General features: G+C 32.3%; 28 protein-coding genes, 1 tRNA gene and 1 pseudogene. 13 read left to right on the top strand and 17 right to left on the bottom strand.

The annotated features are described in order from the left end of the window. The first annotated feature begins 18 nt into the window (after nt 1-18). Entirely contained in the window at nt 19-1317 is a 1299-nt protein-coding gene (locus OEM44_08440; protein ID MDH3516821.1) for a phosphomannomutase, read from the top strand. Further along, a complete protein-coding gene (thiL, locus tag OEM44_08435; protein MDH3516820.1) occupies nt 1301-2251 on the top strand; it encodes a thiamine-phosphate kinase in 951 nt (316 codons plus the stop codon). The genes OEM44_08440 and thiL overlap by 17 nt, the downstream gene beginning before the upstream one ends. On the opposite strand, the gene OEM44_08430 is transcribed toward thiL, so the two are convergent. Beyond that, nucleotides 2252-2572: a hypothetical protein gene (locus OEM44_08430; protein ID MDH3516819.1), complete on the bottom strand. Its 321-nt coding sequence runs from the start codon at nt 2570-2572 to the stop codon at nt 2252-2254. Between the two features lie 116 nt (nt 2573-2688). Between OEM44_08430 and OEM44_08425 the strand changes: the two genes are divergently transcribed. Beyond that, the gene (locus OEM44_08425; protein ID MDH3516818.1) at nt 2689-3177 is read left to right on the top strand and encodes a 30S ribosomal protein S11; all 489 of its coding nucleotides are present in this window, start codon (nt 2689-2691) and stop codon (nt 3175-3177) included. On the opposite strand, the gene OEM44_08420 is transcribed toward OEM44_08425, so the two are convergent. Genes OEM44_08420 through OEM44_08410 form a run of 3 tightly spaced genes read right to left on the bottom strand, consistent with a single transcriptional unit; the run spans nt 3174 to nt 5340 of the window. After that, the gene (locus OEM44_08420; GenBank protein ID MDH3516817.1) at nt 3174-3485 is read right to left on the bottom strand and encodes a hypothetical protein; all 312 of its coding nucleotides are present in this window, start codon (nt 3483-3485) and stop codon (nt 3174-3176) included. The genes OEM44_08425 and OEM44_08420 overlap by 4 nt on opposite strands. Beyond that, the gene (locus OEM44_08415; protein ID MDH3516816.1) at nt 3485-3895 is read right to left on the bottom strand and encodes a DNA-binding protein; all 411 of its coding nucleotides are present in this window, start codon (nt 3893-3895) and stop codon (nt 3485-3487) included. The genes OEM44_08420 and OEM44_08415 overlap by 1 nt, the downstream gene beginning before the upstream one ends. Next, nucleotides 3892-5340, bottom strand: coding sequence for an RtcB family protein (locus OEM44_08410; protein ID MDH3516815.1), 1449 nt, complete (start codon nt 5338-5340; stop codon nt 3892-3894). Before OEM44_08410 ends, OEM44_08415 begins: the two co-directional genes overlap by 4 nt. A gap of 403 nt (nt 5341-5743) precedes the next feature. Between OEM44_08410 and OEM44_08405 the strand changes: the two genes are divergently transcribed. From OEM44_08405 to purB, 3 genes are all read left to right on the top strand, one after another. Further along, nucleotides 5744-6229: a CBS domain-containing protein gene (locus OEM44_08405; protein ID MDH3516814.1), complete on the top strand. Its 486-nt coding sequence runs from the start codon at nt 5744-5746 to the stop codon at nt 6227-6229. 5 nt (nt 6230-6234) lie between these two features. Next, a complete protein-coding gene (locus OEM44_08400; GenBank protein ID MDH3516813.1) occupies nt 6235-6456 on the top strand; it encodes a hypothetical protein in 222 nt (73 codons plus the stop codon). Between the two features lie 181 nt (nt 6457-6637). Next, nucleotides 6638-7999 carry an adenylosuccinate lyase gene (gene purB, locus OEM44_08395; protein ID MDH3516812.1) on the top strand — a complete coding sequence of 454 codons (1362 nt, stop codon included), beginning with the start codon at nt 6638-6640 and terminating at the stop codon, nt 7997-7999. On the opposite strand, the gene OEM44_08390 is transcribed toward purB, so the two are convergent. Then, complete coding sequence (locus OEM44_08390; protein MDH3516811.1) at nt 7992-8747, bottom strand: asparagine synthase C-terminal domain-containing protein; 756 nt, start codon at nt 8745-8747, stop codon at nt 7992-7994. The two genes, purB and OEM44_08390, sit on opposite strands and share 8 nt — an antisense overlap. A gap of 69 nt (nt 8748-8816) precedes the next feature. Here OEM44_08390 and OEM44_08385 point away from each other — a divergent pair, with 69 nt between their 5' ends. From OEM44_08385 to OEM44_08375, 3 genes are all read left to right on the top strand, one after another. Beyond that, nucleotides 8817-9095, top strand: coding sequence for a 4a-hydroxytetrahydrobiopterin dehydratase (locus OEM44_08385; protein ID MDH3516810.1), 279 nt, complete (start codon nt 8817-8819; stop codon nt 9093-9095). Between the two features lie 70 nt (nt 9096-9165). Next, nucleotides 9166-9981, top strand: coding sequence for a 6-carboxytetrahydropterin synthase (locus OEM44_08380; GenBank protein MDH3516809.1), 816 nt, complete (start codon nt 9166-9168; stop codon nt 9979-9981). Nucleotides 9982-9988: 7 nt separating this feature from the next. Then, a complete protein-coding gene (locus OEM44_08375) occupies nt 9989-12307 on the top strand; it encodes a valine--tRNA ligase (GenBank protein MDH3516808.1) in 2319 nt (772 codons plus the stop codon). A gap of 5 nt (nt 12308-12312) precedes the next feature. On the opposite strand, the pseudogene OEM44_08370 reads toward OEM44_08375, so the two are convergent. The 5 genes and pseudogenes from OEM44_08370 to OEM44_08350 all read right to left on the bottom strand — a co-directional run bounded on the left by OEM44_08370 (nt 12313) and on the right by OEM44_08350 (nt 15591). Beyond that, a pseudogene (locus OEM44_08370) lies at nt 12313-12573 on the bottom strand (peptidase). A 428-nt stretch (nt 12574-13001) separates the two neighbouring features. Beyond that, nucleotides 13002-13382 carry a hypothetical protein gene (locus OEM44_08365; protein MDH3516807.1) on the bottom strand — a complete coding sequence of 127 codons (381 nt, stop codon included), beginning with the start codon at nt 13380-13382 and terminating at the stop codon, nt 13002-13004. 62 nt (nt 13383-13444) lie between these two features. Beyond that, nucleotides 13445-14062 (bottom strand): pyridoxal 5'-phosphate synthase glutaminase subunit PdxT, encoded by a 618-nt coding sequence (gene pdxT / locus OEM44_08360; GenBank protein ID MDH3516806.1) that lies wholly within the window; start codon nt 14060-14062, stop codon nt 13445-13447. Beyond that, entirely contained in the window at nt 14059-15027 is a 969-nt protein-coding gene (gene pdxS, locus OEM44_08355) for a pyridoxal 5'-phosphate synthase lyase subunit PdxS (GenBank protein ID MDH3516805.1), read from the bottom strand. The genes pdxT and pdxS overlap by 4 nt, the downstream gene beginning before the upstream one ends. A 30-nt stretch (nt 15028-15057) precedes the next feature. Next, nucleotides 15058-15591, bottom strand: a complete 534-nt coding sequence (locus tag OEM44_08350; GenBank protein ID MDH3516804.1) for a hypothetical protein — start codon at nt 15589-15591, stop codon at nt 15058-15060. Between the two features lie 90 nt (nt 15592-15681). Between OEM44_08350 and OEM44_08345 the strand changes: the two genes are divergently transcribed. Then, nucleotides 15682-15835 (top strand) — tRNA-Trp (locus OEM44_08345). Nucleotides 15836-15848: 13 nt separating this feature from the next. Here the strand turns inward: OEM44_08345 and OEM44_08340 are convergent. Further along, nucleotides 15849-18116 carry an aconitate hydratase gene (locus OEM44_08340; protein ID MDH3516803.1) on the bottom strand — a complete coding sequence of 756 codons (2268 nt, stop codon included), beginning with the start codon at nt 18114-18116 and terminating at the stop codon, nt 15849-15851. Between the two features lie 153 nt (nt 18117-18269). Between OEM44_08340 and OEM44_08335 the strand changes: the two genes are divergently transcribed. Beyond that, nucleotides 18270-18902, top strand: coding sequence for a hypothetical protein (locus tag OEM44_08335; protein ID MDH3516802.1), 633 nt, complete (start codon nt 18270-18272; stop codon nt 18900-18902). 14 nt (nt 18903-18916) lie between these two features. Here OEM44_08335 and OEM44_08330 read toward each other — a convergent pair whose 3' ends face one another. The 5 genes from OEM44_08330 to OEM44_08310 all read right to left on the bottom strand — a co-directional run bounded on the left by OEM44_08330 (nt 18917) and on the right by OEM44_08310 (nt 23514). Further along, nucleotides 18917-19483, bottom strand: a complete 567-nt coding sequence (locus tag OEM44_08330; protein ID MDH3516801.1) for a hypothetical protein — start codon at nt 19481-19483, stop codon at nt 18917-18919. Between the two features lie 15 nt (nt 19484-19498). After that, the gene (locus tag OEM44_08325) at nt 19499-19738 is read right to left on the bottom strand and encodes an Lrp/AsnC ligand binding domain-containing protein (GenBank protein MDH3516800.1); all 240 of its coding nucleotides are present in this window, start codon (nt 19736-19738) and stop codon (nt 19499-19501) included. A 43-nt stretch (nt 19739-19781) separates the two neighbouring features. Then, entirely contained in the window at nt 19782-20201 is a 420-nt protein-coding gene (locus tag OEM44_08320; GenBank protein MDH3516799.1) for an EVE domain-containing protein, read from the bottom strand. 299 nt (nt 20202-20500) lie between these two features. Continuing rightward, the gene (gene pheT, locus OEM44_08315; protein MDH3516798.1) at nt 20501-22135 is read right to left on the bottom strand and encodes a phenylalanine--tRNA ligase subunit beta; all 1635 of its coding nucleotides are present in this window, start codon (nt 22133-22135) and stop codon (nt 20501-20503) included. After that, nucleotides 22126-23514 carry a phenylalanine--tRNA ligase subunit alpha gene (locus OEM44_08310; protein MDH3516797.1) on the bottom strand — a complete coding sequence of 463 codons (1389 nt, stop codon included), beginning with the start codon at nt 23512-23514 and terminating at the stop codon, nt 22126-22128. Before OEM44_08310 ends, pheT begins: the two co-directional genes overlap by 10 nt. 51 nt (nt 23515-23565) lie before the next feature. On the opposite strand from OEM44_08310, the gene OEM44_08305 reads away from it, so the two are divergent. Further along, a complete protein-coding gene (locus OEM44_08305) occupies nt 23566-24678 on the top strand; it encodes a tryptophan--tRNA ligase (GenBank protein MDH3516796.1) in 1113 nt (370 codons plus the stop codon). Next, entirely contained in the window at nt 24675-24956 is a 282-nt protein-coding gene (locus tag OEM44_08300; GenBank protein MDH3516795.1) for a hypothetical protein, read from the top strand. Before OEM44_08305 ends, OEM44_08300 begins: the two co-directional genes overlap by 4 nt. A gap of 147 nt (nt 24957-25103) precedes the next feature. Here OEM44_08300 and OEM44_08295 read toward each other — a convergent pair whose 3' ends face one another. Beyond that, nucleotides 25104-26063, bottom strand: coding sequence for a hypothetical protein (locus OEM44_08295; GenBank protein ID MDH3516794.1), 960 nt, complete (start codon nt 26061-26063; stop codon nt 25104-25106). Nucleotides 26064-26083 lie beyond the last annotated feature (20 nt).

Genomic DNA, 26083 nt, shown 5'->3' with positions numbered 1-26083 from the left:
CTTTCTGAGTTGGATTAATTGAAAAAAACAATTTCTGGGATAAGAGGAATATTTGGAGAGGACCTTAATCTAAATGACATTTTAGAATTGTGTGGTAATTTTTCATCATTAATCAAATCAAAAAAATGTGTTGTTGGTAAAGACACCAGACCATCAAGCTCAATTATAAAAGAAACAGCTAGTGCGGGATTAATGGGAAGAGGGATTAATGTTTTCAATTTAGAAACAGCACCAACTCCTGTAGTTTTTAGAGAGGCAAGGAAATATGGTGCGGGATTAGTTATTTCATCATCTCATAACCCAATTGAATGGAATGGGATGAAATTCATTATTGAAGGTAGAGGAATTAATGAACAAGAACTTCCACAAATTATTAAGTATCAAAAAAAATTAAAAACAGAAATAGGCACTGAAAATGATATTACATCTACGTATATAGACGATGCAAAGAAAATCATAGGAAGCATAGAAAATAATCCAAAAATAGTTGTGGATATAGGTGGAGGGGCTGCTAGCGGGTATGCACCTGAATTATTGAAAATAATTGGATGCGATATTGAAATTCTAAATGAAAGTCTTTTAGGATGTTCCAGAGGTCCAGATCCCACATCCGATGAGTTATATGAATTAATTACAATATCAAATAAAAAAGAAATAGGATTTGCATTTGATTTAGATGGAGATCGTTTAGTCGTAGTTAGAAAAGGAAAAAAACAAGCTCCAGATGTGACATTAGGGTTAGGAGTAGCGAAATCTCTAGGATTAGGATACAAAGATTTTGTCCTAAGTATAGATACAAGTATTTCAGTTGAAAAATTCATCAAAGAAAAGGGTGGAACAGTACAAAGATCCAAAGTAGGAGAAGCAAATGTGATTGATCTAATGTTAAAAAATAATGCGCAAGCTGGAGGTGAAGGGAGCAGTGGTGGATTTATTTTACCAGAATTCAATTATTGTAGAGATGGGATTATAACAAGCGGACTAATTGCGTCAATGTTAGGAACATCAGAATTCAATGAAATTTTGAATTACATGGAAAGTTATTGTCAAATCAGAGAGAAAATAAAAGTTGATTCAAATTTTCATGATAAAGTAATTGAAGAATTGACATCTAAAATTTCAAAAGAATACTCAGGAGTAAATACATTAGATGGGATAAAAGGGATTATTGATGAGGATAGTTGGATCCTAATCAGAAAATCAAACACAGAAGATATCATTAGGGTTTCAGCAGAATCTAATAATGAGATAAAATGTAAAAAAATCGTAAAGGATGCATTAGAGTTGGTGAATCAGAGTTATGAGAAAGTTAGATGAATCATCAATAATCAAGATCTTTCAGAGTAAATTAGGTAGTAAGAAGTTTGTAACTGAAGATGTTGAAATTTGGAAATTTGGGAAAAACAAAATTGCAGTGAAGACAGACACATTAGTTGAAAGTACAGATATTCCATCTAAAATGAAATTATCAGATGCTGCAAGAAAAAGTATTGTTGCATGTGTAAGTGATTTTGCTGCAAAGGGTGTAAAACCTCAATTTGGGATAATTTCAGTAAATCTACCAAAGACAATTTTACGCTCAAAAATTAATGAAATTGGAATAGGTTTTAAAAAGGCATGTAATGAATACGGTATTTCTATTCTTGGAGGAGACACAAATGAAGGGAAAGAGATTGTTTTCAATGTATGTATTTTTGGAGAGACAGATGGAATAGTAGAAAGAAAAGGATCTAAAAAAAAGGATCTAATATTTGTGACTGGACCGTTTGGCTACACATCTGCTGGATTAAACATACTTCTCAATAAGAAAAAGGGAAATGATATTTTTGTGAAAAAAGCAATTAAATCAGTAACACAACCAAAACCTCAATTAAAATTTGGTTTAAAAAATAAAAAATATTTTTCATCATCAATGGATTCTAGTGATGGTTTATCTACAACATTAAATGAAATGTCAAAACAAAGTAAAAAGAAATTTGTTATCAACAATCTTCCACATATGACAGATTTAGAAAAATATGCAAAATCTCAAAAACTTAATTTAAATGATTTAATTTTTCATGGAGGAGAAGAGTATGAATTTGTATTTACAGTGTCGCCTAAATACAAAAAAATAGTTCAAAAAAATGCTAAAATTTACAAGATTCCAATCATCGAGATTGGATATGTTACTTCTGGTAATGGCGTTTATGTGAAAAAAGATAATGGTTTTTTTCGTCTGAAAGATTTAGGATGGAAACACTTTAGATAACTATTCACCATATGGAGAGTTTCTTTCTACGTTATTTACGATATTAAATATAGAATCAGCAGGTAAAACAGAAACGCACTCTTTTATCCATAAATCATCTAAATACATCAAACGCTGAAAATCATTATTAGGTAATTCATCTGGATTTGAATTAGGGTAAATTTTATGAATTTTGTAACCTTCATTGGCTATTTGTTGGCATTTTTGTTCTTGAGGGGATAAAACAAAATCGGAGAGCGGTGTCAGAAAGGAGAATATAGCAGAAGCCAATAAAAGAGTTGCAACCCCAATTCCGAGTGCTAATAAAAAAATAGATGTCATTAAAATTAACCAGAATACCACAGTATATGAAGAATCACAAATTTTAAGTCAAGTGACCAAATGGAATAAAGTCAAAAAATCAATGTTTTTTAAACCCTTTAAGGTGTGGATAGACATTGTCGAAAATTGAGGCGGAAATTAAAGAAACTGAGTCAGTTGTAGACGAAGTTGAATCAGAAGTTGAAGAAACACAATCTGAGCCGACAGCAAAGAAAGATGGTCCTGAGAAATGGGGAATAGTTCACATTTACAGTAGTTATAATAATACAATTATTCACATGACCGACCTGACAGGTGGCGAAACTGTATCCATTAGTTCTGGTGGTGTACATGTTAACGCTGACAGATACGAATCATCTCCATTTGCTGCAATGAAAGCTGCAAATGCAGTAGTAGAGGTTGGAAAAACCAAAGGATTCACAGGGTTCCATATTAGAGTTCGTGCAGTAGGAGGGGTTGGCTCCAGAGTACCTGGTCCAGGAGCACAAGCTGCAATCAGAGCTTTAGCAAGAGGCGGTTTTAAAATTGGAAGGATTGATGATGTAACACCAATTCCTCATGATACCACTAGAAAGAAAGGTGGAAAAAGAGGAAGAAGAGTTTAATCAGATATTTTTATTTTAACGTCGCTACCTTTAGAAATAAAAAAATCATTAATAAAATCTGCAAATTTTTGTGTATGATCACTTGAAGGATATTTTTGTATCATGTCAGAAAATTTTTCTTCAATACCATTTTGTAAATTTGGTTTAAAGGACAATTTAAAAAATGTCCATCCAAATTTTGATGATGGTTCACTTAGTACATATCCATTATATGCGCCAACTAAGCTTTCCATATGGGAAAGAGCTTTTTTAATTATAAGTAAATCATCGACATAATTTTTTGTTCCAACTTCTAAAACAATATTCATTATTCATCATTATCATTAGAGGATTGGTTACTAAGTTTATCGCTTAAGGATATAAATTTTCCATCTTGTTCAATGTTGATGTTTGTTTTCATTCGAACATTTATCCCAACTGATCTAAATAATGTCAACAGTTTCCCTCCATCAATAATTTCATTGATGTCACCAGTTTTAATTAATTCAGATAGTTTTTCAACAATAATTTTAGTTTCATTTGGAAATTGAGATTCAGCGTTTTCTAACACTTCTAATCCTCTAAATCCAAGTATTTTGACCAATAAATCTCGCGGATTTGGTGGGATTACTTGTTCTGGAGATTTAGGACTTTGATCTTTTCTAGAAGAAATATTTTTTTGCATTTCAGCTAGTCGTTTTGCCTTTAATCGTTCAAGTTCAGAATCTTCTTCATTCAACCTTTAATCACACCAATAGGTACTAATTTTGCAACTTTTGTGGCAATTCCCAGATTATGAGAGACGTTAACTACAGCATCAACATCTTTGTATGCAAGAGGAGTTTCTTCTACAACTCCATCTCGAGTTAATGCTTTGATAAATATGCCCTTGTCATTCAAGGATTTTTTTACATCATCTTCAGTGTAATTTCTTCTAGCTTTGGATCTAGACATTGTTCTTCCTGCCCCATGAGCAGTTGAGCCAAAACTCAAACTCATAGAATTGGGTTTTCCAAGTAAAATCCAGCTTGCAGTACCCATTGAACCCGGAACCAAAACAGGTTGGCCCAAATCACGGTATTTTGATGGTATTTCATCTCGGTTTGCAGGAAATGCTCGTGTAGCACCTTTTCTGTGAACTACAAGTTTACGTTCTTTGCCATCAACTTTGTGTTTCTCTACTTTTGCAATATTATGCGCAACATCATAAACTAATTTCATATCAAGATCAGATTCGGATTGATGAAACACACGTTCAAAAGAATTTCTTGTCCAATGAGTTATCATTTGTCTATTACTCCATGCAAAATTTAATGCTGCAAACATTGCTTTTCTGTAGGATTCACCCTCATCAGAATTATTAGGGACACAGGCAAGTTCTCTATCAGGTAAATTGATATCATATTTTGTCATTGCCTGTTCAGAAATTCTAAGATAATCACTACATACTTGATGACCAAAACCTCTAGAACCACAATGAATCAAAACTGTAATAGTACCTTCTTTAATTCCCATTCGACTTGCTGCTTCTTCGTCATGAATTTCTGCAACCTTTTGTACTTCAAGAAAATGGTTTCCAGAACCTAAACTTCCGAGTTGAGGTGCACCTCTTTTTCTTGCTTTATCAGAAACTTCGTTTGGATCAGCATTTTGAATTTGGCCATTCTCTTCACATACATCAGAATCATGTGATGAACCATAACCATTGTCAATTGCCCAATTAACTCCTTTTACTAAAACTTCATCAAGTTCTGAATGGGTTAGCTTAACTGCACCTTTAGATCCAACACCTGATGGAATAGAATTGAAAAGATCAGTTACAAGCTCCTTTAGTTTTGAACGAACTGTTTGTTCGCTTAAATTTGAACGAAGTAATCTTACTCCACAATTAATATCATATCCAACTCCACCGGGACTAATCATCCCTTCTTCAGCATCCATAGCTGCAACACCACCAACAGGAAAACCATAACCTTCATGACCATCAGGCAATACAACACTGTGGCCTATAATTCCAGGAATTGAAGCAACATTTCGTGCCTGCATTATTGTTCTATCAGACAGCATTTTTTGCAAAAGAGATTCATCAGCATAGATTCTCACAGGTACTTTCATTCCAAGATTTGAATCAGGTTCAATTTGGTATTGATTTTCTCCAATTTTTTTTGGAATAACAGTAGACATCAGTATTGATAAAATTTTCTTTCAATCCAATTTAAATCATCAGAAGATTTCTAAAAACAATTTTAAATTAAACAAAAGCAACTATAAAATGGGTTAGATCAAGCAACAATTACAAAAAAAGCCAATCAGTTACTTGCAGAACTAAGAGCAAACCCAGATTGGGTAATTGATGAGAAAAATTTTAAACAATGGTATTTCAAATCCCTAGAATGGGTTTTACAAGATACAGGTATTATAGAAAAATAACTTCAAAAAACTTTGCAAATTATTGAGAGTAGTAAAGTCAAAATAATTTAAGATTATTCTGGAAAATAAAAAAAATTAATCAGTTTTTTATTTAAAGTAAATTTAGATTATCTTGTATGATTTTCAGCTTTGAGATTCTAGAAGATCCAAATATGGAATGAGATACAAGTTAATTCGTAAAATGACAGAGGCAAAAATAATGACAATAGCAGATGTAATGACTAAATCAGTTGTTTCCATAGATGCAACAATGACAATCAATGAAGCTGCAAAAATGATGGAAGATGCAAAAGTTGGAGCAATAATTATTATGAAAAATAACCAACCAGTAGGAATTGTCACAGATAGGGATTTTGCAGTAAAAGTTGCTGCTCATGCATATCAAATTAGTACACCCATAAAACAGATAATGTCATCACCATTGATTTCGATAAGTTCAGATGAAACAGTGAGAGCTGCAGGAGATTTGATGCATAAAAGTGGAGTAAGAAAATTACCCGTAATTGATAAGGGGGATGTTGTTGGTATAATTACAGCAACAGACATTGTTAATTTATTGGCAGTATCAGTAGAAGAAGATATGAGAGACATGTATTTTCATTCAGTAGCAAAAATTTATACAAATTATAGTCCATATAATTAGAAATCATGGTAATACCAATTATTATTCTAGTAACAATACCAATTTTTCTTGGAATTGTATACATACCACCATTTGATCAGCCTGTAGATGAAGAATCAAGAGAAATTCTAGAAGAGCCGGATGTAAGTATTTTGTATTACATACTAATTGGGTTTTGGATATTGTATTTGATCAAAATTCTTCTTCAAGTGAAAAAAGGGACTTTCAAAGTGACACAGCGATACTAAAATGGATACAGTGCAATATTGGAGAAAGAAGGTGTGTCCAGATTGCAAGCGAATGTGATAGCAAAAAGGCTGTCTTTGTGATTGCCATAAATTAAGAGTCAGAGTAGATTTAATCTCTAAAGAAATTATGAACATTGATTTCATAAGTAGATTTATTTTCAATGTAAAATGACTAAGAATATTGGCAATTTTACCTATCGATAATGGTCGTTATGGCACAAAAGAAATGATGGATATTTTCAGTGAACAAAAGAAAGTAGATTATCAATTGGAGATCGAAGGATCTGTTGCCATTTCCCAAAGCGAGATAGGAATGATCTCAAAAAGTGTAGGTAAAGAAATTCACAGAGCTGTAATGTCTGGAAAAATCACTGCAAAAAGAATCAAACAGTTAGAGGCAAAAAGTGATCATGACACTGCAGCCTTGGTAGAAGCACTTAGTGAAAAATGTAGCAAAAATGCAAGACCATGGATTCACTATGGTCTTACAAGTAATGATTTAGTCGATACTAGTAATTCAATGCAGATGAGAGATGCATTACAAATTATTGAGCCTAAAGTTGCAAAGATGGCATCAATTCTTGCAAAAAAAGCAGTAAACCATGCAAAGATTCCAGCAGTTGGTAGAACACATGGTCAACATGCAAGTATTATTTCATTTGGATTGAAATTTGCAAACTGGGCTGCAGAGATGGCAAAACATGTAGAGCGAATTGAAGAGATAAAGAAAAGAATTTTGATTTGCAAGACATTGGGTGTTGTAGGGACAGGCTCACTAATGGGCGTAAAGTCACTTGAAGTACAAAAAAGAGCTGCAAAGCGATTAAAATTATTTCCAGCAGAAGTTACAACTCAAGTTGTTCCTAGAGAAAGATATGCTGAATATGTTTTTGAGTTGGCACTAATTGGTGCTACATTAGAAAAAATTGCAATAGAGATTAGAAATTTACAGAGAACTGAGATCGGAGAGGTTGCAGAACAATTCAAAAAAGGGCAAATGGGAAGCAGTGCAGTTCCTGTAAAAAGAAATCCAATAAAGAGTGAAAGAGTATCATCACTATCCAAATTAGTAAGAAGTCAAGTCGCGGTTGCATTTGAAAATATTCCATTATGGCATGAGCGAGATCTTTCAAATTCAGCCAATGAAAGATTTGTAATACCAACTGTATCCATTTTAGTTGACGAAATGTTAGAAACTATGACCAGAATTATTTCAAACTTGTTGGTAAATGAGAAAAGAATTATAGATAATTTATACATCACAAAAGGCCAAATCTTTGCAGAATTTGTTTTAGAAGCACTAATCAAAAAAGGTATTCCAAGATTTCATGCATATAGAGATGTTCAGAGAGTTGCATTTGAGGCAAACGATAAAGGAATGTTCTACAAGGATGCAATCAAAAGGGATAAAGCATTTTCCTCAAAGCTAACCGATAAAGAAATTGATGCAATATTTTCACCAGAAAAACACCTTGGAGCATCACCTACAATCATTAGTAATGTAGAAAAATCAGTTCAAAGTACAGTTAAGAAATTTATCTAGTTTTTAGTAAAGCCTTGTGAATTTTAGAGCCATACTGTAATGCTTTTTTTCGTTTTGTACAAGAAAGTTCTGGAACATTAATTTCTTGGGCTAATTTTCGTATAATGTGTTTACGATATAGATCTTCAGAGTCATGAATTTTTTCAGATATTGGGACAGTTTTTGCATATTCGATGAATTTTTGTGAGAGTAATGGTTGAAGTATTGTTACTCCAAATTCAGATGCAACTAGATTGACAGCCTTCATCATTTTTAATTCATTATCTAATTTAGCAAGAATGACTTGGTTAATTTTTGATTCTCCTTCAGAAAATACTTCTCTATATACATTATATCCACAAAATAATTCATCTATTCCATTTGCTGTAATTACAGTGTCAAGTTCTAAAGAGTTTGCTAGTTTAGAAACATAATGAAAAGCAATACAGTTTTCATTCCAAGATAAATTATCAGTCTCTATTGTTTGGTGAATTTTAGAGGATATTGAAGGAAATGTATCTGAATCAATTTCTAAAACATGATGAGGGTATTTTAGATATTCATTAACTTGTTTTGCAAATAAAATATCATGAGATTCATGGAATCCAATTGTAAGCAATATAATATCATAATTCATGTCAGAGCATATTTTAGAGATTAATGCACTGTCTACGCCTCCAGAAAAAGCGATTCCAATTTTTTTCACTTTAACAATCTCAGAAATAGAATTTTTGATATGCTCAAGTAATTTTTTGTTTATTTCATCCATGGTTTATATCACATATTCCATAAAAGGTAATGAATCAATCTTTTAATTTAACATTAAATATAATACAGTATGATACGATTATCCCAACAAGATATTGAGGATGAATTAAAGAATCTATCAGGATGGAGTGTTGTTAATGAAAAACTACACAAGGAGTTTCAATTCGATAGTTTCAATCAGGCATTTGGTTTTATGACCAGAGCAGCCATGGAGATTGAAAAAATGAATCATCATCCAGAGTGGTTTAATGTATACAATAGAATTACAGTGGAATTGACAACTCATGATGCTGGAGGCATTACAAAAAATGATGTAAATCTAGCAAAAATCCTGAATTCCTTCGTATAGTTACAAAGGATATATTTTTAGGCACAACCATTACGGAATTTATATTATATCCAAAATAAGATGACTTCACATGGCTTCAACTCCAACAATAATGGATTCAGATTTTAGATATGTTGATAAAAAGGGAAATTTGCTTAGGACAAGAACAGAGTTGACCATTGCACAGATGCTCACCTTTCTTGAAGAAGAATATGAATATAATCACAAGATTGTCTTAAAGAACAGAAAAGAAATTACTGTAGATTTTAAGACAAAGAAGGGGTTAATTGAAGTAATTGACAATGATGAAGATATTGAAAAATACAAACAGATCAAAGAAGACTTTCCAAAAGACAAAGTAATGGCAATTGGTCATGCAAAATATGTTGCACAAATTAAAGAATTACAAGATATTGTATTTTATGAAAAATCGCCTCAGACAGGTTCTATATTTTTAGAAGATGCATCATTCTCATTTGATTATGCACACATACTTCCATTAGTTGAAAAATGTTCTATTCTGCACGGGCATACATCTTCTGTAATGGTAGAACTTGTAGGACAGATGAAAGATAATTTACTATTAGATTTTGGGGTAGCAAAAAAAATCATCAAAGAGGTTGTAAATGTGTTTGATCATAAATTTTTCATAAATAGAAAATACTTGAGAAAGGAAGATGAGTCACATTATCATATTCAATTTGAAGGTCCTAAAGGAATGTTTGAGTTACAAGTTCCAAAAAATACTACTTATTTGTTAGAAGGGGAAGCTACGGTAGAAAATCTTTCAAGTGAGATTATCAAATTATTAGCGCCTAAAATGCCGTCAAATGTAGAAGCACTTGGAGTTTACATATATGAAGGCTACAATAAAGGATCTCATATTATTTCAAATATTTCAAGATAGATAAAAAATGGAACCTAAAATATCAGAAAAAGCATGGGATCCAAAGTTAGAGAAAAATATTCTAAAACAATGGGAAGAAGAAAAAACTTATGAATTCAAACCAGAAAATGAGAATTTTACCATAGATACTCCTCCCCCATATCCTTCAGGTAGACCATGGCATATTGGAGCTGCAGCACATTATTCACAGATCGATATGATTGCACGCACTGCAAGAATGGCTGGAAAAAATGTCTATTTCCCAATAGGAATTGACAGAAATGGATTACCAGTAGAGCTATACACAGAAAAAAAACACAACATCAGAATGAGAGAAACAGATAGAAATGAATTTCTAAATTTGTGTAGAGATGCACTTGATGATTTAGAAGCAGAGATGATTCTCATTATGAAAAATTTGGGAATTAGTGGGGATTTTGCAAATTACTACAGAACTGATTCAGAGGAGTACAGAACTCTAACTCAATCAACATTCATTGAATTATGGAAGAAGGGTCAGATATACCTGGCAAACAGACCAAATAACTATGATTGGGTATCAGGAACTACTATCGCAGATGCAGAGATAACATACGAAGATTTATCCACTAAACTGGTATACATGAAATTCAAAATTAAAGACACAGATCAGGAAATAATAATTGCCAGTACAAGACCGGAATTAATTTGTGCGTGTAGAACTATTATTGTAAATCCTGAAGATAAAAGATATTCAAAATATATTGGAAAGAAAGTGATAGTTCCAATTACTAATGCAGAGGTTGAATTAAGAACACATCATTCAGCACAAAAAGAATTTGGTTCTGGTGCTGTAATGATATGTAGTTATGGTGATCAAAACGATGTAGCGTTATTTAGAGAACTGGAATTAGAAGAGGTTGTTGCAATTGGATTAGATGGAAAGATGACAGATGCAGCTGGAGAATATGCAGGGTTAAAACCAAAACAAGCGAGAACAAAAATCATAGAAGACTTGGAAAGAAATGGCTTTGTAGAAAAAATTGAAGAAATTGTTCATAGAACGCCTGTTTCAGAAAGAAGTAAAACTCCAATTGAAATCATTCCAATGGAAGAGTATTATCTCAAACAAAAAGATTCAGTTGAAAAAATGAAAAAGTTGGGACAAGAAATAGAATTTCATCCAACAATGCATAAACAAATTCTAATCAATTGGTTGGAATCTATCAATATCGATTGGCCAATATCTAGAAGAAGGTATTATGGTACTGAAATTCCAATTTGGTACTGTAAAAAATGTTCAGAACCCTACGTTCCTGAGCCTGGGAAATACTATAAACCTTGGAATGAAAGATGTTTAATCAATAATTGTACAAAATGTGATTCTACAGAATTTGTTGGGGAAGAGAGAACATTTGATACATGGATGGATTCAAGTGTATCTCCACTTTTCATTAGTAAATTCAATAGAGATGATGAATTTTTCAAAAAGGTATATCCTGCTTCAATCAGACCACAAGCAAAAGATATTGTAAGAACATGGTTGTATTATACACTACTAAGATGTGAACAACTAACAGGAAAGAAGCCATGGTCTGAAGCATGGGTTATGGGATATGGTCTTGACGAAAAAGGAATGAAAATGAGTAAGAGTAAAGGAAATGCAATAGATCCATTACCAGTGATAGAAAAATTAGGTGCAGACACTTTTAGATTTTGGAGCGCAAGTGAAATTAATCATGGATATGATTTCAGATGTAATGAACAAAAAATTGAATCAACTAAAAAATTCCTCAGTAAGTTATGGAATATATCAAGATTCTTGTCAAGCTTTCCAGTAATAAAATCTGGAACACTTAGTGAGTCAGACAAATGGATTCTATCCGAATTAGATAACCTAGTGAAAGAATGTAAGCGAGGCTATGATGAATATAACTTTTTTATTCCTGCAATTGCAATTAGAGAATTCACATGGAACTTGTTTGCAGCTCATTACATTGAAATGGTTAAAGCAAGAGCTTATGGCATTAATTTCTCAGATGGAGAACGTGATGGTGCCATATTTACACTACATAAATCACTCTCAACGATTTTAAAATTATTAGCGCCAATCACGCCATTCATAACTGAACATCTTTGGAAAATTTTGTATTCAAAAGAAAGTATACATAAACAAAAACAAATCGAACCTGAGAATTTAGAAGATCAAAGTAAAATCACCAAAGAGATAACTGAATTTAATTCTAAAGTGTGGAATGAAAAAAAATCTCAAAGTTTGTCATTAAAAGATCCAATCAAAGTTGAAATTCCTGAAATTCTCAAGCCATTCAAAAATGACTTGAAATCTATGCATAATTTACTAGATTGAGCCTATTATACCACTAAAATTCCATTATTTATCAGGTATTGAATTCCTTGTACAAACGCAACATCATCAATTTGTCCATCAGCCCACCATCCAGCATTATTTTTAATCCAAGATGGAATATCTTTTCCAGACAAATCTCCAGATTCAGTTGGAGGGATATTCATAATGCCATTATTTATCAGGTATTGAATTCCTTGTACAAACGCAACATCATCAATTTGTCCATCAGCCCACCATCCAGCATTATTTTTAATCCAAGATGGAATTTTAGGTTCCTCTGAGAATATATTAAGAGAATCAGTTCCGATAATACCAATAATTGAATCACCCCCAAAAAATGGAATTATAATAGTTCTAGAGTCAGATGTTGAATCTATTTCTATGTAATTAGTTTCAAAACCATCAACTAAGATAAAAAAGACATCGTCAGAAGTATCAAATTTTGCATCCAATAGAGATCTTGGAATTGTCAACTCTATAGTTCCATCAGATATAGTATTCATTATAATGATCAATTCAACAAAATCAGGATCAAAGTAAATTGTTTCAAGACTTCCATTCTCAATATCATAGTTAACATCAAATGATTCTACAGAGATAGACCCTATTTCTCCATGAGATAATTGAATTGGTGAGATTAGAATAATTGAAAAGATAAATCCAAGAAAATAGAAACAATTTTTTTTAAACATTCTTAATTTCCAGTTATACCTGCTATAGTTTCGGATAATTCTATAGTTATTTCATCACCTACTGCATCATCTAGCATATCAGATTTTGCTTTTAATCTCTCTTGTATGTTTTCAGAGTTTTCTTCTAGTTTTTCTTTTCTTGCTTCAGATTTTTCTAATGTTTGAAGGTTTTTTTCAGATAGAGCATCAATCTTTTTTTGATATTTTTCTTTAATTTCTCTTAATTTCTCTTCATATTTTTCAGTTTGTCCACCTAGATTTTCTGTTAAGTTTTCTCTGTAATCTTCAGAATCTTGAGCAAATGCTGTATCAATGGTAAGAATTCCTATTGAGCATAATAGTAAAATAGATAAAATCGTAAATAATCCCAACTTTATCTTCATTTTAAAAAAAAAGCCTATATACTTAAAAAGAATTGCTCAGAAGTTATCAATTTAGAGATTGACTAATTTTTTGAGATCTTAATCAGATTTACAAAGAATTTGTGTAATGATGTATCTCCTGTTAGTTCGGGATGAAATGCAGTACCAATCACATTGCCTTTCTTTACTGCAATGATTCGTTCATTAAATTTTGAAAGTATTTCTACTCCTGAACCAACATCAGAGACAGATGGTGCTCTAATAAACACACCATTAAATTTAGGAATTCCAATAGAATCCATTGACACATAAGATTCAAAGGATTCTTTTTGTCTGCCAAATGAGTTTCTTTCCAATTTAATATCAAGAATATCTAAAAGAGGTTGATCAGTTTTACCCATAACACGATCATCAGCTGTTTTTGAAAGCATGATCATTCCTGCACAAATTCCAAGTACTGGCATTCCACTTTCAATTTTTTCCTTCAGGATTTTTAATGAACCATTTACTAGAGAGAGTTGACCAATTGTTGTACTTTCACCGCCAGGGATAATCAGACCATCTAATTGAGAAATTTCATCAGGGGTTTTTACTTCAGATACTTTAGCATCTAATCCTAATTGTTCAATTGCTGATTTAGTTGAAAGGAGATTTTCTTGAACATCTCCTTGTATAGATAAGATTCCAATATTAAGACTCATGCTGAACCACCACGATCTTGCATACGTAATTCAAGTGTTTTAACATCTAACCCTAACATAGATTGTCTTTCATCTATCATTTTTTGAGCTTCTTTAACTTTATCAGATTCGTTCCAAAAAGTAGTAGCTAAAACTATTGCTTTTGCTCTTTGTTTTGCATCATCGGCATTAAAAATTCCAGAGCCAACAAATATTCCATCACATCCAAGTGACATAAGATATGCAGCATCAGCTGGTGTTGCAATTCCTCCGGCTGCAAAATTTACTACAGGTAATCTCCCAAGTTTTGCAGTTTGTTTAACAATATCATATGAAACTTTGAATTCTCTTGCAATTCTAACTAAATCTTGATTATCTCCAGAATCATATATTCCCTTAATTATTCTCAATTCATCGTTTAATTTTTTAATATGAGTTACTGCTTCTGCAACATTTCCTGTTCCAGGTTCTCCTTTTGTTCTAATCATTGATGCTCCTTCTTCAATTCTTCTCAAAGCTTCAGCCAAGGATCTTGCACCATTAACTACAGGAGTAGTGAAGTCCCATTTCCAAATGTGATGAAGCTCATCAGCAGGAGTTAGAACTTCAGATTCATCAATCATATCAACATTAGTTTCTTGAAGAACAAGTGCTTCATGAATATGACCAATTCTACATTTTGCCATTACCGGAATTGTAACAGAATCCATAATATCTTCAATAATTCTAATGCTTGCGGTTCGTGCAACTCCTCCAGCTTTTCTAACTTCAGATGGGAGTTTGTCTAAAACCATTACAGAAACTGCTCCAGATTCTTCAGCAATTTGAGCTTGTTCTACAGTTGTGACATCCATTACAACTCCATTTTTTAACATATGGGCGAATCCACGTTTAAGAGTAGACGAGCCGCGTAAAATATCAGATGAGTTTATTTTTTCAGAAATTATTCCTTTTGCATCATGTCGTTCGCCAGATAGTGAAAGCATATTCTAATTTTTCCTAATGACTATTTGTATCTATTCACTAAGTTCAGACATAACTAAATCAAGTTCTGATTCAACCATAGTGATTATTGGAGGAATAAAATCATTTGTAACGTTTTGTTGAGGCCAGTGTATTTGATTGACATGACCATTAAGAGTAATTTTGACATTTGATTTCTGATATTCAGTTGCATTGTCAAAAACTTTGAAGGATTCAGATGGAATTGCAATGAATCCAGTTTCTTTTATCAGTGCTTTAATTTTATTAAGTTTTTTTTCATCTAAATGAGATCGAACATCAGGTTTAAGATAACCTTGTTCAGTAACAGAATATTTTGTCTCACCATCATTTTTTATGTAAAGAATTTCAGTTTTTTGTGCACCAGTTCTTTCAGTAATCCCATTAGAGATCTTTTTTAACTGATGTTTTGTATATTCAATTTCAATTTCATCAGTATAATTTGCTGCAGATGTAGGAATTTCATTTTTAATAATTAATGGTACCGAAATTAACAGAGCTACAATTACTGGAATAGCACCTAATACTAAGTAAATTGGTTTTACCATTATTGATAATCAATAGTAAATTAATTATTATTGCAAATAAATCTTGGTTAAAAATAACTTAAAATTCAAGTCTATTTTATTCTTGTTTGTGGGGTCGTAGCCTAGCCTGGTAGGGCGACAGTGTCTACGAAAAAGATCACCGCTAAGGGCTCCAAAGGTTAACTAAGCTAAACTGACTCACGGATGATGTAAGTTTGGAGCTGTAGTGACCCGTAGGTCGCCGGTTCGATTCCGGTCGGCCCCACGTCAAAAAAAATCTACTGATTATTCCTCAAAACATTCAGTGCAGAACCATTTTTGAACCATTCAATTTGGGATTTATTATATGAATGATTTAATAAAAATTCATCTTTACTTCCGTTTGCATGTGAGATGATGCATTTGACTTGCGTATTTGGTTCTAATTTGTTTAAATCTACAAGACTGATTTTATCATCTTCAAGGATTTTATCATAATCATCGGGATTACTAAATGTCAATGCCAAGATACCTTGTTTTTTTAGATTTGTTTCATGAATTCTAGCAAAACTTTTGGTTATAACTGCGGTACATCCTAAATATCGAGGAGACATTGCAGCATGTTCTCTGCTGCTACCTTCACCATAGTTATTGTCACCTACAATCATCCATCTAATTTGTTTTTCTTTATACTGTCTTGCAATATTTGAAAATGTTTCAAGTTTACTATTGAGAATATTCTTACCCTTACCTACTTCATCATTAAATGCATTGACTGCTCCCAAAAGCATGTTATCACTCAAATTGTCTAAATGACCTCTAAGAGACAACCATGCACCAGCTGGAGAAATATGGTCAGTAGTACATTTTCCTTTAGCTTTAACTAGAACTGGTAAATCAACAAAGTCTTTTCCATCCCATTTTGAAAAAGGTTCTAAAAGTTGCAGTCTTTTACTGTTAGGATCAATAATTACCTCAATATCATTCGAATCTTCAGGTGGTGCAATAAAAATTCCTTCAGGAATCATAAATCCATTTTCAGGAACTTCTGGTGCAGGTTTTGGGGGTTCTAGTTTGAATTTTGTTCCATCTGAAGCTGTAAGTTCATCTTTTAATGGATTAAAAGATAATTTGCCACCTAAAGCTAATGCAATAATCATCTCAGGACTACCAATAAAATTCAAAGTACTTCTACGACCATCATTTCGTCCTGGAAAATTTCTGTTAAACGTAGTAACAATTGTATTTTTTTCGTCATTTTTTAATTCAGGTCTATTCCATTGTCCAATACATGGTCCACATGCATTTGCCAGAACAGTTGCACCTATTTGTTTAAGAGAATCCATTTGACCATCTCTTTCTATGGTTCCACGAATTTGTTCAGAACCAGGTGTAATTAACAGGGGGATTTTAGATTTGATTCCTTTTTCTTTTGCTTGTTGAGCAATACTTGCGACTCTAGACATGTCTTCATAAGATGAATTGGTACAACTTCCGATCAGTGCAACAGATATTGGATCAACATAATCATTTGATTTTACATCTTCACCTAATTTTGAAATTGCTCTTGCTAAATCAGGAGTGTGAGGGCCAACAATATGAGGTTCTAACGTAGATAGATTGATTTCAATTACTTTATCAAAGAACTTTTTAGGATTTGTCTCGACTTCAGGATCTGCTACAAGTAATTCTTTATTTTGATTTGCTAATTCAGCGATTTCTTCTCGGTTTGTATATTTTAGATAAGTTTCCATTCTTTCATCATATGGAAAAATTGAACAAGTTGCACCTATTTCTGCTCCCATGTTGGTAATTGTGGCTTTTCCGGTACAACTGATAGATTTTGTTCCAGGACCAAAGTATTCTATAATAGAATTAGTTCCTCCAGAAACCGTCAATTCTTCTGCAACTTTTAGTATGATATCTTTAGGTGCTGTCCATCCATTTAGTTCTCCAGTTAATTTAACACCAATTTTTTTTGGATAAAGTAACTCCCAAGGAAGCCCAGCCATAGTTTCAGCTGCATCTAATCCACCAACACCAACTGCAATCATTCCTAGCCCACCAGCATTAGGAGTATGAGAATCCGTACCTATCATCAAACCTCCTGGAAATGCATAATTTTCAAGAACTACTTGATGAATAATTCCAGCTCCAGGTCTCCAAAAACCACATCCATATTTTGCGGCTGCAGATTGAAGGAATTTAAAAACTTCACTATTTTCATCAAGAGAGACCTTCATGTCAACATCACCTTGAACTTCAGCTCTAATCAGATGATCACAATGAACAGTTGTAGGTAATACTGATTGGTCAAGTCCAGCTTGCATAAATTGAAGCATTACCATTTGACCGGTTACGTCTTGTAATGCAACTCGATCAGGTTTAAGAAAAACATAGTCTTTTCCACCAGTAAGAGTTTTGTTAGGTACCTCATAAAGATGCCCAGATAAAATTTTTTCAGTAAGCGTAAGAGGTCTTCCAACAACGTTTCTATATTTTACAACATTCTCTTTAATTTTTGAATAAACATTTGAAACAAGTTGAGTGGTAGTACTGATATCCATGTAAAACATAGAATCTTCCCGAATTTAATATTTACAATTCAAAAATTAAGAAAAATACATAATTAGGCATAGAATTCTCAACAATTATAAACGAAAAGCAGTTTTATTATACAAGGTTGAGAAGTTCAAAATTTACAAAATTGAGGTGTAATTATGGTCAATAAAGGGTTCCCAAAATTTGGAATGTCTCAAGCAGGAGCATTTGTAGCAGCTCTTAAGAATTATAATTTACCAGATTTCATTTTAGTACTAGTAGCTAAAGAATGTAAATCTGAACTTCTTGAAAGAGGTAGGATTGATGATAGATTACAAAGTATGAATGATGACGCATTGGAATTATTACATAAGGTATTTGTCGGATGTGAAGAAGATAGTGCAGGAAAGTATGCACAGTATAGATTTTTTGCATATGTTTCAAGTATGTATCACAAATGTGAAGTCATAGTTAATGATACTATTCCTGGAATATCAGGAAAAAATCACAAGATTCCAGTTGCAATAAAAAATAATGGAATGTATATAGCGGTTGCATATAACAAAGCAACAGGAAACCCAGTCAATAAAAAAGAAACAACTAGATTTTATGAAATGGTTGATGATATCAAAAGAGGAGATCATGGAACAATGTTAACAGATGGAATTTATGGTTCTTCCGTAGGTTTCAGAGGAGATGCATTAGTAGAACTTGAAAAATTAAGCAAATCAAGATCAGATGATCCTGAAAATATGTTGAATTTTAAAACTGCAAACTTTGAAAATAACATATATTCTGTTACAAAGTGCTGATTTTAAAAATTAGATTACAGATTTAATTGTGAAGTATTCATTGTAAGAAACATGGGTTTTTCATTAGTTTTTTGAAAATTTTCATCAAATTGTTCAAATTCTAATTGTTCAAACAAATGCTTTGTCCAAATATCATGAACTACTTGAATGAATTTTTTATGACCAGATATTCTTAATAATTCATGAAGGAGTTCATGAGATACAGTTGTGCAGTTTTTTTCTGCAAGAAACAATGTATCATTTGTTTCTTTAGGTTTTTGCCAAAACACCATTCCAAAATTTTCAGCGTGATATCCTTCACAAGTGCAATCAGTCCACCAAGGTTTGAAATATGTCAAGTAAAAATGATAGATGTCATTTCCTCGTTGTTGGTGATCACGTAAAAGTGTGGGAGTGTCAAGCCTTTGAAGAATATTTCTTGGCGTTGTGATTAATTCATCACACTGAATCTCATAATCTTTATTAAATTTGTCTTTAATCCATCTTTTATAAAATTGGCCCATTTTCTTAACATATTCAAATTCAAACTGTCGCTTATCACGATCTTCTTCTTTTATTACAAAAATAAAATGTAAAATCATAATAAAAAAAAGATATTATGTTTGGCCTTCAATACCCATTAGGGTCAGGGTTGAACGAATCTTTTCAATTTTCCTGATTTTCCAGGTAATTGTTTCTCTTAGTTTTTCAACAGTATCAGATTCGATTTTGGCCAAAATATCGTATGCGCCAAAAGTTCCATGAACTTCCTTAACACCGTCCAAGCTCTTTAGTTGCTTTATAATAGCTTCTTCAGAACCCAGTTCACAGTTTATTAAAACATAAGCTGTTGCCATGATTCAACCAAACAAATCTACTATATCAATAAAGCGATTATAGTTAATTTTGAGAAATCTTTAGAATAGCATCCCATATTGGCTTCGGTACAGGCATTATAGATAATCTTGAAATTCGTATCAGTTCCCAATCTTTGAATTTTTTATCTTTTTTCATTTCATAAAGGGTTACAGGTCGTTTCAATGTTTTTTTATATTTTACATCCACTGCAATGAAGCGTTCAACATCTTCTCTGGGATTAGGGTAAGGTTTTGAAGTAACTTCCATTATCCCTACAGCCTGTCTTTCATTACCTGTATGATAAAACAAAACAAGATCACCAGCTGCCATTCCTCGCATATGTTTTAATGCTAAATTATTGTGAACCCCATCCCAAATTGTTGTTTTTTCTTTTTTTAGTTGTTCAAAATTATATCCTCTTGGACCACTAGGTTCTTGTTTTGCCAACCAATAATTTGTCATTTCATTTTTCTATATGATTAGCGGTGTTTTATGGTTTTTGAAAGATTAATGTTCCCCGGTTCTGACTCGCACAAAATCATGGGTACATAGCCATAAGCCTCCTCGCGTTCTGAAACCGGGGTTGCCCATAATGTAGCACACCTGGGTGAATTAGAAATCATTGGTATCATTACGATCGACATCATCCTAATCCGTCTGCGTGCCTGCTCTCGGGCATTTAATGATGTATCAACTCCTACTAAAAACCATTGATGAAATACCGTTTCATGAGATTATTTTTTGTTAAATTGAATTTTATTTTAAAGAATTGATTCTGACAGAGATATTTCAAAACCTATAACAGGTATACGAATTTTGTAATTTTCAACAATCTTGGAATCAATTTTTCCAATCATCCCAATTGGTTTACCGTTTGAAATCACACTTGCACAATGTCCTGCTTCAAATGTTGGATGAGAAAAGGTTTTTGTTTCAATTGAAATGCCAAAGCCAATTTTTAATGCAGATTGCAGTATGGACTTAATTTCAGTGAAATTTGCATCTTTATGGGCACAAATACTAGAAAAATTAATTTTTTCAGATATTGGATTATCAATAGTAAAAACAACACCAGTTTCAAAAAGTTTTTGAGGATATGATTCATGAATGTTTCTTGAAAGATTTTCTAATAATCCAGGAAGAATTGAATCACGTAAAATGGTATGTTCTTGACTTTTTGAATCAAGTACAGAAAGGATTTTAGTTGAATTTCTGTTAGTCATATCATACAAAACACGTTTACTGGTCAAGCTTGAATTTAGGGCTTCAAGATATCCAAGTCCTATCATAATTTGATTTAGTGATTTTAGTTGAAGAGAAACTGGATTTATTTGGCCAATTGTTTGAGAAGGAATCAAAGTAGGCTCAAGATTCTGAATTCCATATCCTAAAGCAACTTCTTCTACCAAATCCATAGGTCCAAAAATATCGAATCGATATGCAGGAATTGTACAAATAATTTTATTCCCATTAGAGATTGCATCTAGTCTAGATTTTTTTAGTGATGAAAGAATTTTTGAAGTGTTGAGATTCAAACCAAGAATTTGATTAATTAATGAAGTACTTACAGATATTTTCTTTGGATCTAGTTTAGGTGATGAATTTTTTGTGCCAGATATTTTAACCGATTCCAAAGCAAACCCGGCACTTTCTAGAATGGTTGCAACTACTGAAAGCATATCTTCAGCATCATCTTTATTAATTCCAGTTACCTCAACAAAGAGATTTTTTGTTTTTGTTGTAACAGTTGTGATTGCCGCATTGATGATTGGAGGTAGGGATATTATGATATTATTAGAATCAGTAATTATGGGTACACTTGAAGAATTATCTAAAATATATCCATAATTTCTACCTACATCAGTTTGTTCGAGTATTTCAGAAATAGTATTTTCTTTAGTAGATTTGAGAGGAATGAATTTAGTATTTCTGTGAGTTGTTGTGTACATTAGTGGAAATGAGATTTTATCAAGATCATGAATGCCAATTGAAGATTTTGTACGTTTTCTACCAATTCCCATATGTAGATCCTCTTGCATTTGTATGAGCTGTTCAAGAATTTTGTTGTCAATATTACCATTTTTTGCAATAATTCCAGTAAGAAAAGGGCGAATTTTTGATACTCCAGATTTTACAGATATTTGGTACTTGTTTGATTTTTTGATTTTTAGTTTAACTGCACCAGTTTTTATATCTAGTAATCCTTGCAAACCAAGTGCAATTCCAAAATCAGTAGAATAATCAGGTCTGTTTGGACTATATTCAATTCTGACAAGGTCTTTGTCTTCAGATTCAATATCTAATCCCAGAAAAGGTAATGAATCAGAAATTTGCTTTTTTGTTACCTTGCCAACTAATTTTTGAAGTCGCGTGTATGATAGTTCAACTACTGGCATTTTGTAACATTCCTTAACCAATCAAGATTATTATTATAAAATTCCCTAACATCATCTAGACCATACTTTAGCATTGCGATTCTTTCAATACCTCCACCCCATGCCAAAACAGGGGTAGTAATTCCAAGAGGTTTAGTCACTTCAGGTCTAAAAATCCCCATTCCAAATAATTCAATCCATTTTCCCAATCTTTCATTATACACCATTGTTTGAAGCGATGGTTCTGTATATGGAAAAAATGTTGGCCAAAATTTAATTTTTGTAATTCCAATGCGTTTATAAAATTCTCGCTGAATCCCCATTAGATTTCGAAGATTTGCATCTTTCCCAACAACAACTCCCTCGATTTGATTAAATTCTACAAGATGTTTGTAACTTACTTTTTCATTTCTAAATACACGTCCTAGAGAAAAAACTCTAGCCTCATCTAACTTATTTTCTGCTAAATGTTTTATTGTGACACAAGTAGTATGTGTTCTTAAAACCATTTTTCTTGCCTCATTGATATCCCAATGATATCTCCAATTTTTCTTGTGAGAATCAGAAACTTTTCTAATTTGTTCAGGTGTGGCGATTTTTTTGGCTGAAATACTATCAAGATAAAAGGTATCTTGCAATTCTCTCGCTGGATGATCTTGTGGAGTAAACAGAGCATCAAAATTCCAAAAACTTGATTGAGTCATATTACCAATTATTTCTGAAAAACCCAATGTGACAAATATTTCACGAATTTCATCAATAGTATCTTTTAGCGGATGAGTTTTTGCAACGAAAACATTAGGCACTTTTGCTTCAACATCTATTTCTCCGGAAGAATTTGAAATTACTATTGATTTTCCAGAATCAGTCAAAGTGATTTCTTTGGTTTTCACAATGTCTTCAATAATAAAATCAGGTCTTTTTAGAAGTGAAGAAAGATCATTATTATCAATTTCGTCTTTTGGTAATTTTTTTTCTCCAATTTGGTTGAGCGTTTTTTCACCAGGAAATTCTAATGGTGGATTCTTTATTGAAATATTTTCAGACGATGTTTCTATCCAATTATTTTTTCTTGCCAGTCCAATTGAAGTGCCAAAAACAGATCCAAGTTCTTTTTGTAGATCAGACAGTTTTCTAGGTCCACTTTTTAGCAAATCCAGTAATCTTCTTTCAGGGAGTCCTTTTTGAAGAGATTCAATTCCATTTTTACCTAAGCTGATAATACTTGATTTTGATTCATCTACATTAGCTAAACCTTTTAATTTCAACCATTCAATTCCTCGTCTAACTTGATCAGGTGAAAGCTGTGTGTGTTTTTCTAGAGTTCCAAGAGATTGTTTTGGGTTTTCTCTAAGAGCAAGGATAATTTTTTTTTCAATATCATGAAAAACTTGTGACAACAGCAAAGAATTCGAAAAAGACTTTTTAAACCTTAACCTAAGTCAAGAGGAATGTCAGTTGATGACTTTATTGTAACTCCTTGGCATGTGGAAGGAGACATAGATTATGATAAATTAATCAAGCAATTCGGTACTGAGAAGATATCTTCAGAATTATTGGATAGAATCAAAAGAATTACTGGAGATGATCACTATATGCTCAGAAGAGGGATTTTCTTTTCACATAGAGAGTTCAACAGAATTCTTGATGAGTATGAAAAAGGTAACAAATTTTTTCTATATACAGGTAGAGGACCATCAGGTCATACTCACATTGGGCACTTAGTACCATGGATGTTTGCAAAATGGTTACAGGAAAAATTTGATGTGAATATGTATTTTCAGCTTACCGACGATGAAAAGTTTTATTCAAAACCTGACTTGACTTTGGAAGAAACAGGAAGATTTGCGTATGAAAATGCATTAGATTTTATCGCTTTAGGTTTCAAACCAGAAAAAACAAAAATTATTATCAATACAAAAAATATTCAAACTCTCTATCCAATTGCAGCAAAAGTAGCAAAAAAAATTAATTTTTCCAATACAAAAGCTACATTTGGATTTACAAATGAAACAAATATTGGTATGATTTTTTACACATCTTTACAATCTGCACCGTGTTTTATTGAAGATAAACCAGTTTTAATTCCATTAGGAGTTGATCAAGATCCTCACTTTAGGTTAACAAGAGACATAGCACCAAAAATAGGAAAAACAAAACCAGCTCTAATTCACAATATAATGATTCCAGGTTTAGAAGGTCCAGGTGGAAAAATGTCAGCTTCTGATGAAAAAGGTACAGTTTACACAACTGATACACCAAATATTGTGAAAAATAAAATTAACAAATATGCATTTTCAGGAGGGCAGTTAGATGTTCAACAACATAGAAAGTTTGGAGGTAATCCAGATGTTGATGTGTCATATCAATACCTAAGAATATTTTTTGAACCAGATGACAATAAATTAAAATCAGTTTACGAGAATTATAAGTCCGGGAAATTGCTTTCAGGGGAATTAAAAGCAATTCTAATTGAAAAAATTAATAATTTTCTTGCAATTCATCAGAAAAAAAGAGAAGAAGCAAAGAATAAGATAGATGAATTCCTTTTTGAAAATAAATGAAAATACGCATCATATGTGACGATAAGTACGAAGCTACAAAGTTAGCCACATTGATTTTCATCAAGGATGGTAATGAAACTTTCATCACAGGTATTCTAAATGCTGTGAAAAATGAATTAATTATTTCATTGAAAGATAAATCAGCTCATAGTATATTATTAAAAGATGAAGTTGATGTAGAGAAATTTGCTGACTTTATTCAGTCAGTCATTGATAAAGAGCATCAGCTAGTTTCAACCAATATTCTTGAAAATATTGTAGAAATTGTTAAGGGGTAATCTACTGACCAAACACAGTATATAGAGTTATAACTCCAACTATGACAATCAAAGAAATTCCTAATGCCTTAAAGTCACCATTCATAATTTAATTTCAAAATAATTATAATTAAAGTGTTAATAAATTCTTAAAGATGATTTTAGAGGTTAACGTGGGAAATATCTACTCTTTTTCTGTTTAGGTTTTGAATAATTTTCTTCGGGTTTTGATATAATTTCTCTTAGTTCATTACAATTTAAACACAATACTTTAAGTTCTTTTCTGGCAAGTTCAGGTTCTGAGATATATTTTCCCATTAGAGAAGCATTACCTCGTCCAGTACCGTCAGATGAATCATCGCCAAATATGTAGCCAATTTCCAACGCTCTTTCGTCCTTAAAACCACAACTTGAACAAATCTTACCTCCCAATATTTCAAATAATTTTTCTTTTATTCCTGCATAGAATTTATCTGAACCATGAGAATAGAAACGCTCTTGTTTTTTTAAAAATTTATCGTTTCTTGATTTTTTGGATCTAGATTTGTTTGCACTAGATTCTTGACCATAAGATGATCTTGAACTTCTGTCATCTCTGGAATATCTTGAACTTCTGTCATCTCTGGAATATCTTGAACTTCTGTCATCTCTGGAATATCTTGAACTTCTGTCACTTTCTGAATCATGTGATTTGTTTCTTCTGAAACAATCACTACAATAAACAGGTCTATCAGTTCTTGGAACAAATGGAACTTGGCATTCAGCACTACAATCAGCACATGTTACAGTTGTAGACTCGCCTCTATTGTCATCTCTGGAATATCTTGAACTTCTGTCATCTCTGGAATATCTTGAACTTCTGTCATCTCTGGAATATCTTGAACTTCTGTCACTTTCTGAATCATGTGATTTGTTTCTTCTGAAACAATCACTACAATAAACAGGTCTATCAGTTCTTGGAACAAATGGAACTTGGCATTCAGCACTACAATCAGCACATGTTACAGTTGTAGACTCGCCTCTATTGTCATCTCTGGAATATCTAAATGAACGAAATGATTCATTGTTTCGTTTATTATTTCTGTGAGATTTTTTTTTATCCGAATATTTTGATTTGTATAATTCCATTTGCTGTATGTTTTAGATCT

Origin of the sequence: Nitrosopumilus sp. (assembly GCA_029862745.1) — an archaeon.
Lineage (GTDB): Archaea > Thermoproteota > Nitrososphaeria > Nitrososphaerales > Nitrosopumilaceae > Nitrosopumilus.
This window is presented reverse-complemented; position numbering and strand designations above follow the sequence as displayed.

Bases quoted from the DNA above. Each gene is read 5' to 3' on its own strand.
- thiL (MDH3516820.1), top strand. From the start codon at position 1,301: ATGAGAAAGTTAGATGAATCATCAATAATCAAGATCTTTCAGAGTAAA.
- OEM44_08430 (MDH3516819.1), bottom strand. From the start codon at position 2,572: ATGACATCTATTTTTTTATTAGCACTCGGAATTGGGGTTGCAACTCTT.
- OEM44_08420 (MDH3516817.1), bottom strand. From the start codon at position 3,485: ATGAATATTGTTTTAGAAGTTGGAACAAAAAATTATGTCGATGATTTA.
- OEM44_08410 (MDH3516815.1), bottom strand. From the start codon at position 5,340: ATGTCTACTGTTATTCCAAAAAAAATTGGAGAAAATCAATACCAAATT.
- OEM44_08405 (MDH3516814.1), top strand. From the start codon at position 5,744: ATGAGATACAAGTTAATTCGTAAAATGACAGAGGCAAAAATAATGACA.
- OEM44_08400 (MDH3516813.1), top strand. From the start codon at position 6,235: ATGGTAATACCAATTATTATTCTAGTAACAATACCAATTTTTCTTGGA.
- OEM44_08390 (MDH3516811.1), bottom strand. From the start codon at position 8,747: ATGGATGAAATAAACAAAAAATTACTTGAGCATATCAAAAATTCTATT.
- OEM44_08385 (MDH3516810.1), top strand. From the start codon at position 8,817: ATGATACGATTATCCCAACAAGATATTGAGGATGAATTAAAGAATCTA.
- OEM44_08380 (MDH3516809.1), top strand. From the start codon at position 9,166: ATGGCTTCAACTCCAACAATAATGGATTCAGATTTTAGATATGTTGAT.
- OEM44_08375 (MDH3516808.1), top strand. From the start codon at position 9,989: ATGGAACCTAAAATATCAGAAAAAGCATGGGATCCAAAGTTAGAGAAA.
- OEM44_08365 (MDH3516807.1), bottom strand. From the start codon at position 13,382: ATGAAGATAAAGTTGGGATTATTTACGATTTTATCTATTTTACTATTA.
- pdxT (MDH3516806.1), bottom strand. From the start codon at position 14,062: ATGAGTCTTAATATTGGAATCTTATCTATACAAGGAGATGTTCAAGAA.
- pdxS (MDH3516805.1), bottom strand. From the start codon at position 15,027: ATGCTTTCACTATCTGGCGAACGACATGATGCAAAAGGAATAATTTCT.
- OEM44_08350 (MDH3516804.1), bottom strand. From the start codon at position 15,591: ATGGTAAAACCAATTTACTTAGTATTAGGTGCTATTCCAGTAATTGTA.
- OEM44_08340 (MDH3516803.1), bottom strand. From the start codon at position 18,116: ATGGATATCAGTACTACCACTCAACTTGTTTCAAATGTTTATTCAAAA.
- OEM44_08335 (MDH3516802.1), top strand. From the start codon at position 18,270: ATGGTCAATAAAGGGTTCCCAAAATTTGGAATGTCTCAAGCAGGAGCA.
- OEM44_08330 (MDH3516801.1), bottom strand. From the start codon at position 19,483: ATGATTTTACATTTTATTTTTGTAATAAAAGAAGAAGATCGTGATAAG.
- OEM44_08325 (MDH3516800.1), bottom strand. From the start codon at position 19,738: ATGGCAACAGCTTATGTTTTAATAAACTGTGAACTGGGTTCTGAAGAA.
- OEM44_08320 (MDH3516799.1), bottom strand. From the start codon at position 20,201: ATGACAAATTATTGGTTGGCAAAACAAGAACCTAGTGGTCCAAGAGGA.
- pheT (MDH3516798.1), bottom strand. From the start codon at position 22,135: ATGCCAGTAGTTGAACTATCATACACGCGACTTCAAAAATTAGTTGGC.
- OEM44_08305 (MDH3516796.1), top strand. From the start codon at position 23,566: ATGTCAGTTGATGACTTTATTGTAACTCCTTGGCATGTGGAAGGAGAC.
- OEM44_08300 (MDH3516795.1), top strand. From the start codon at position 24,675: ATGAAAATACGCATCATATGTGACGATAAGTACGAAGCTACAAAGTTA.
- OEM44_08295 (MDH3516794.1), bottom strand. From the start codon at position 26,063: ATGGAATTATACAAATCAAAATATTCGGATAAAAAAAAATCTCACAGA.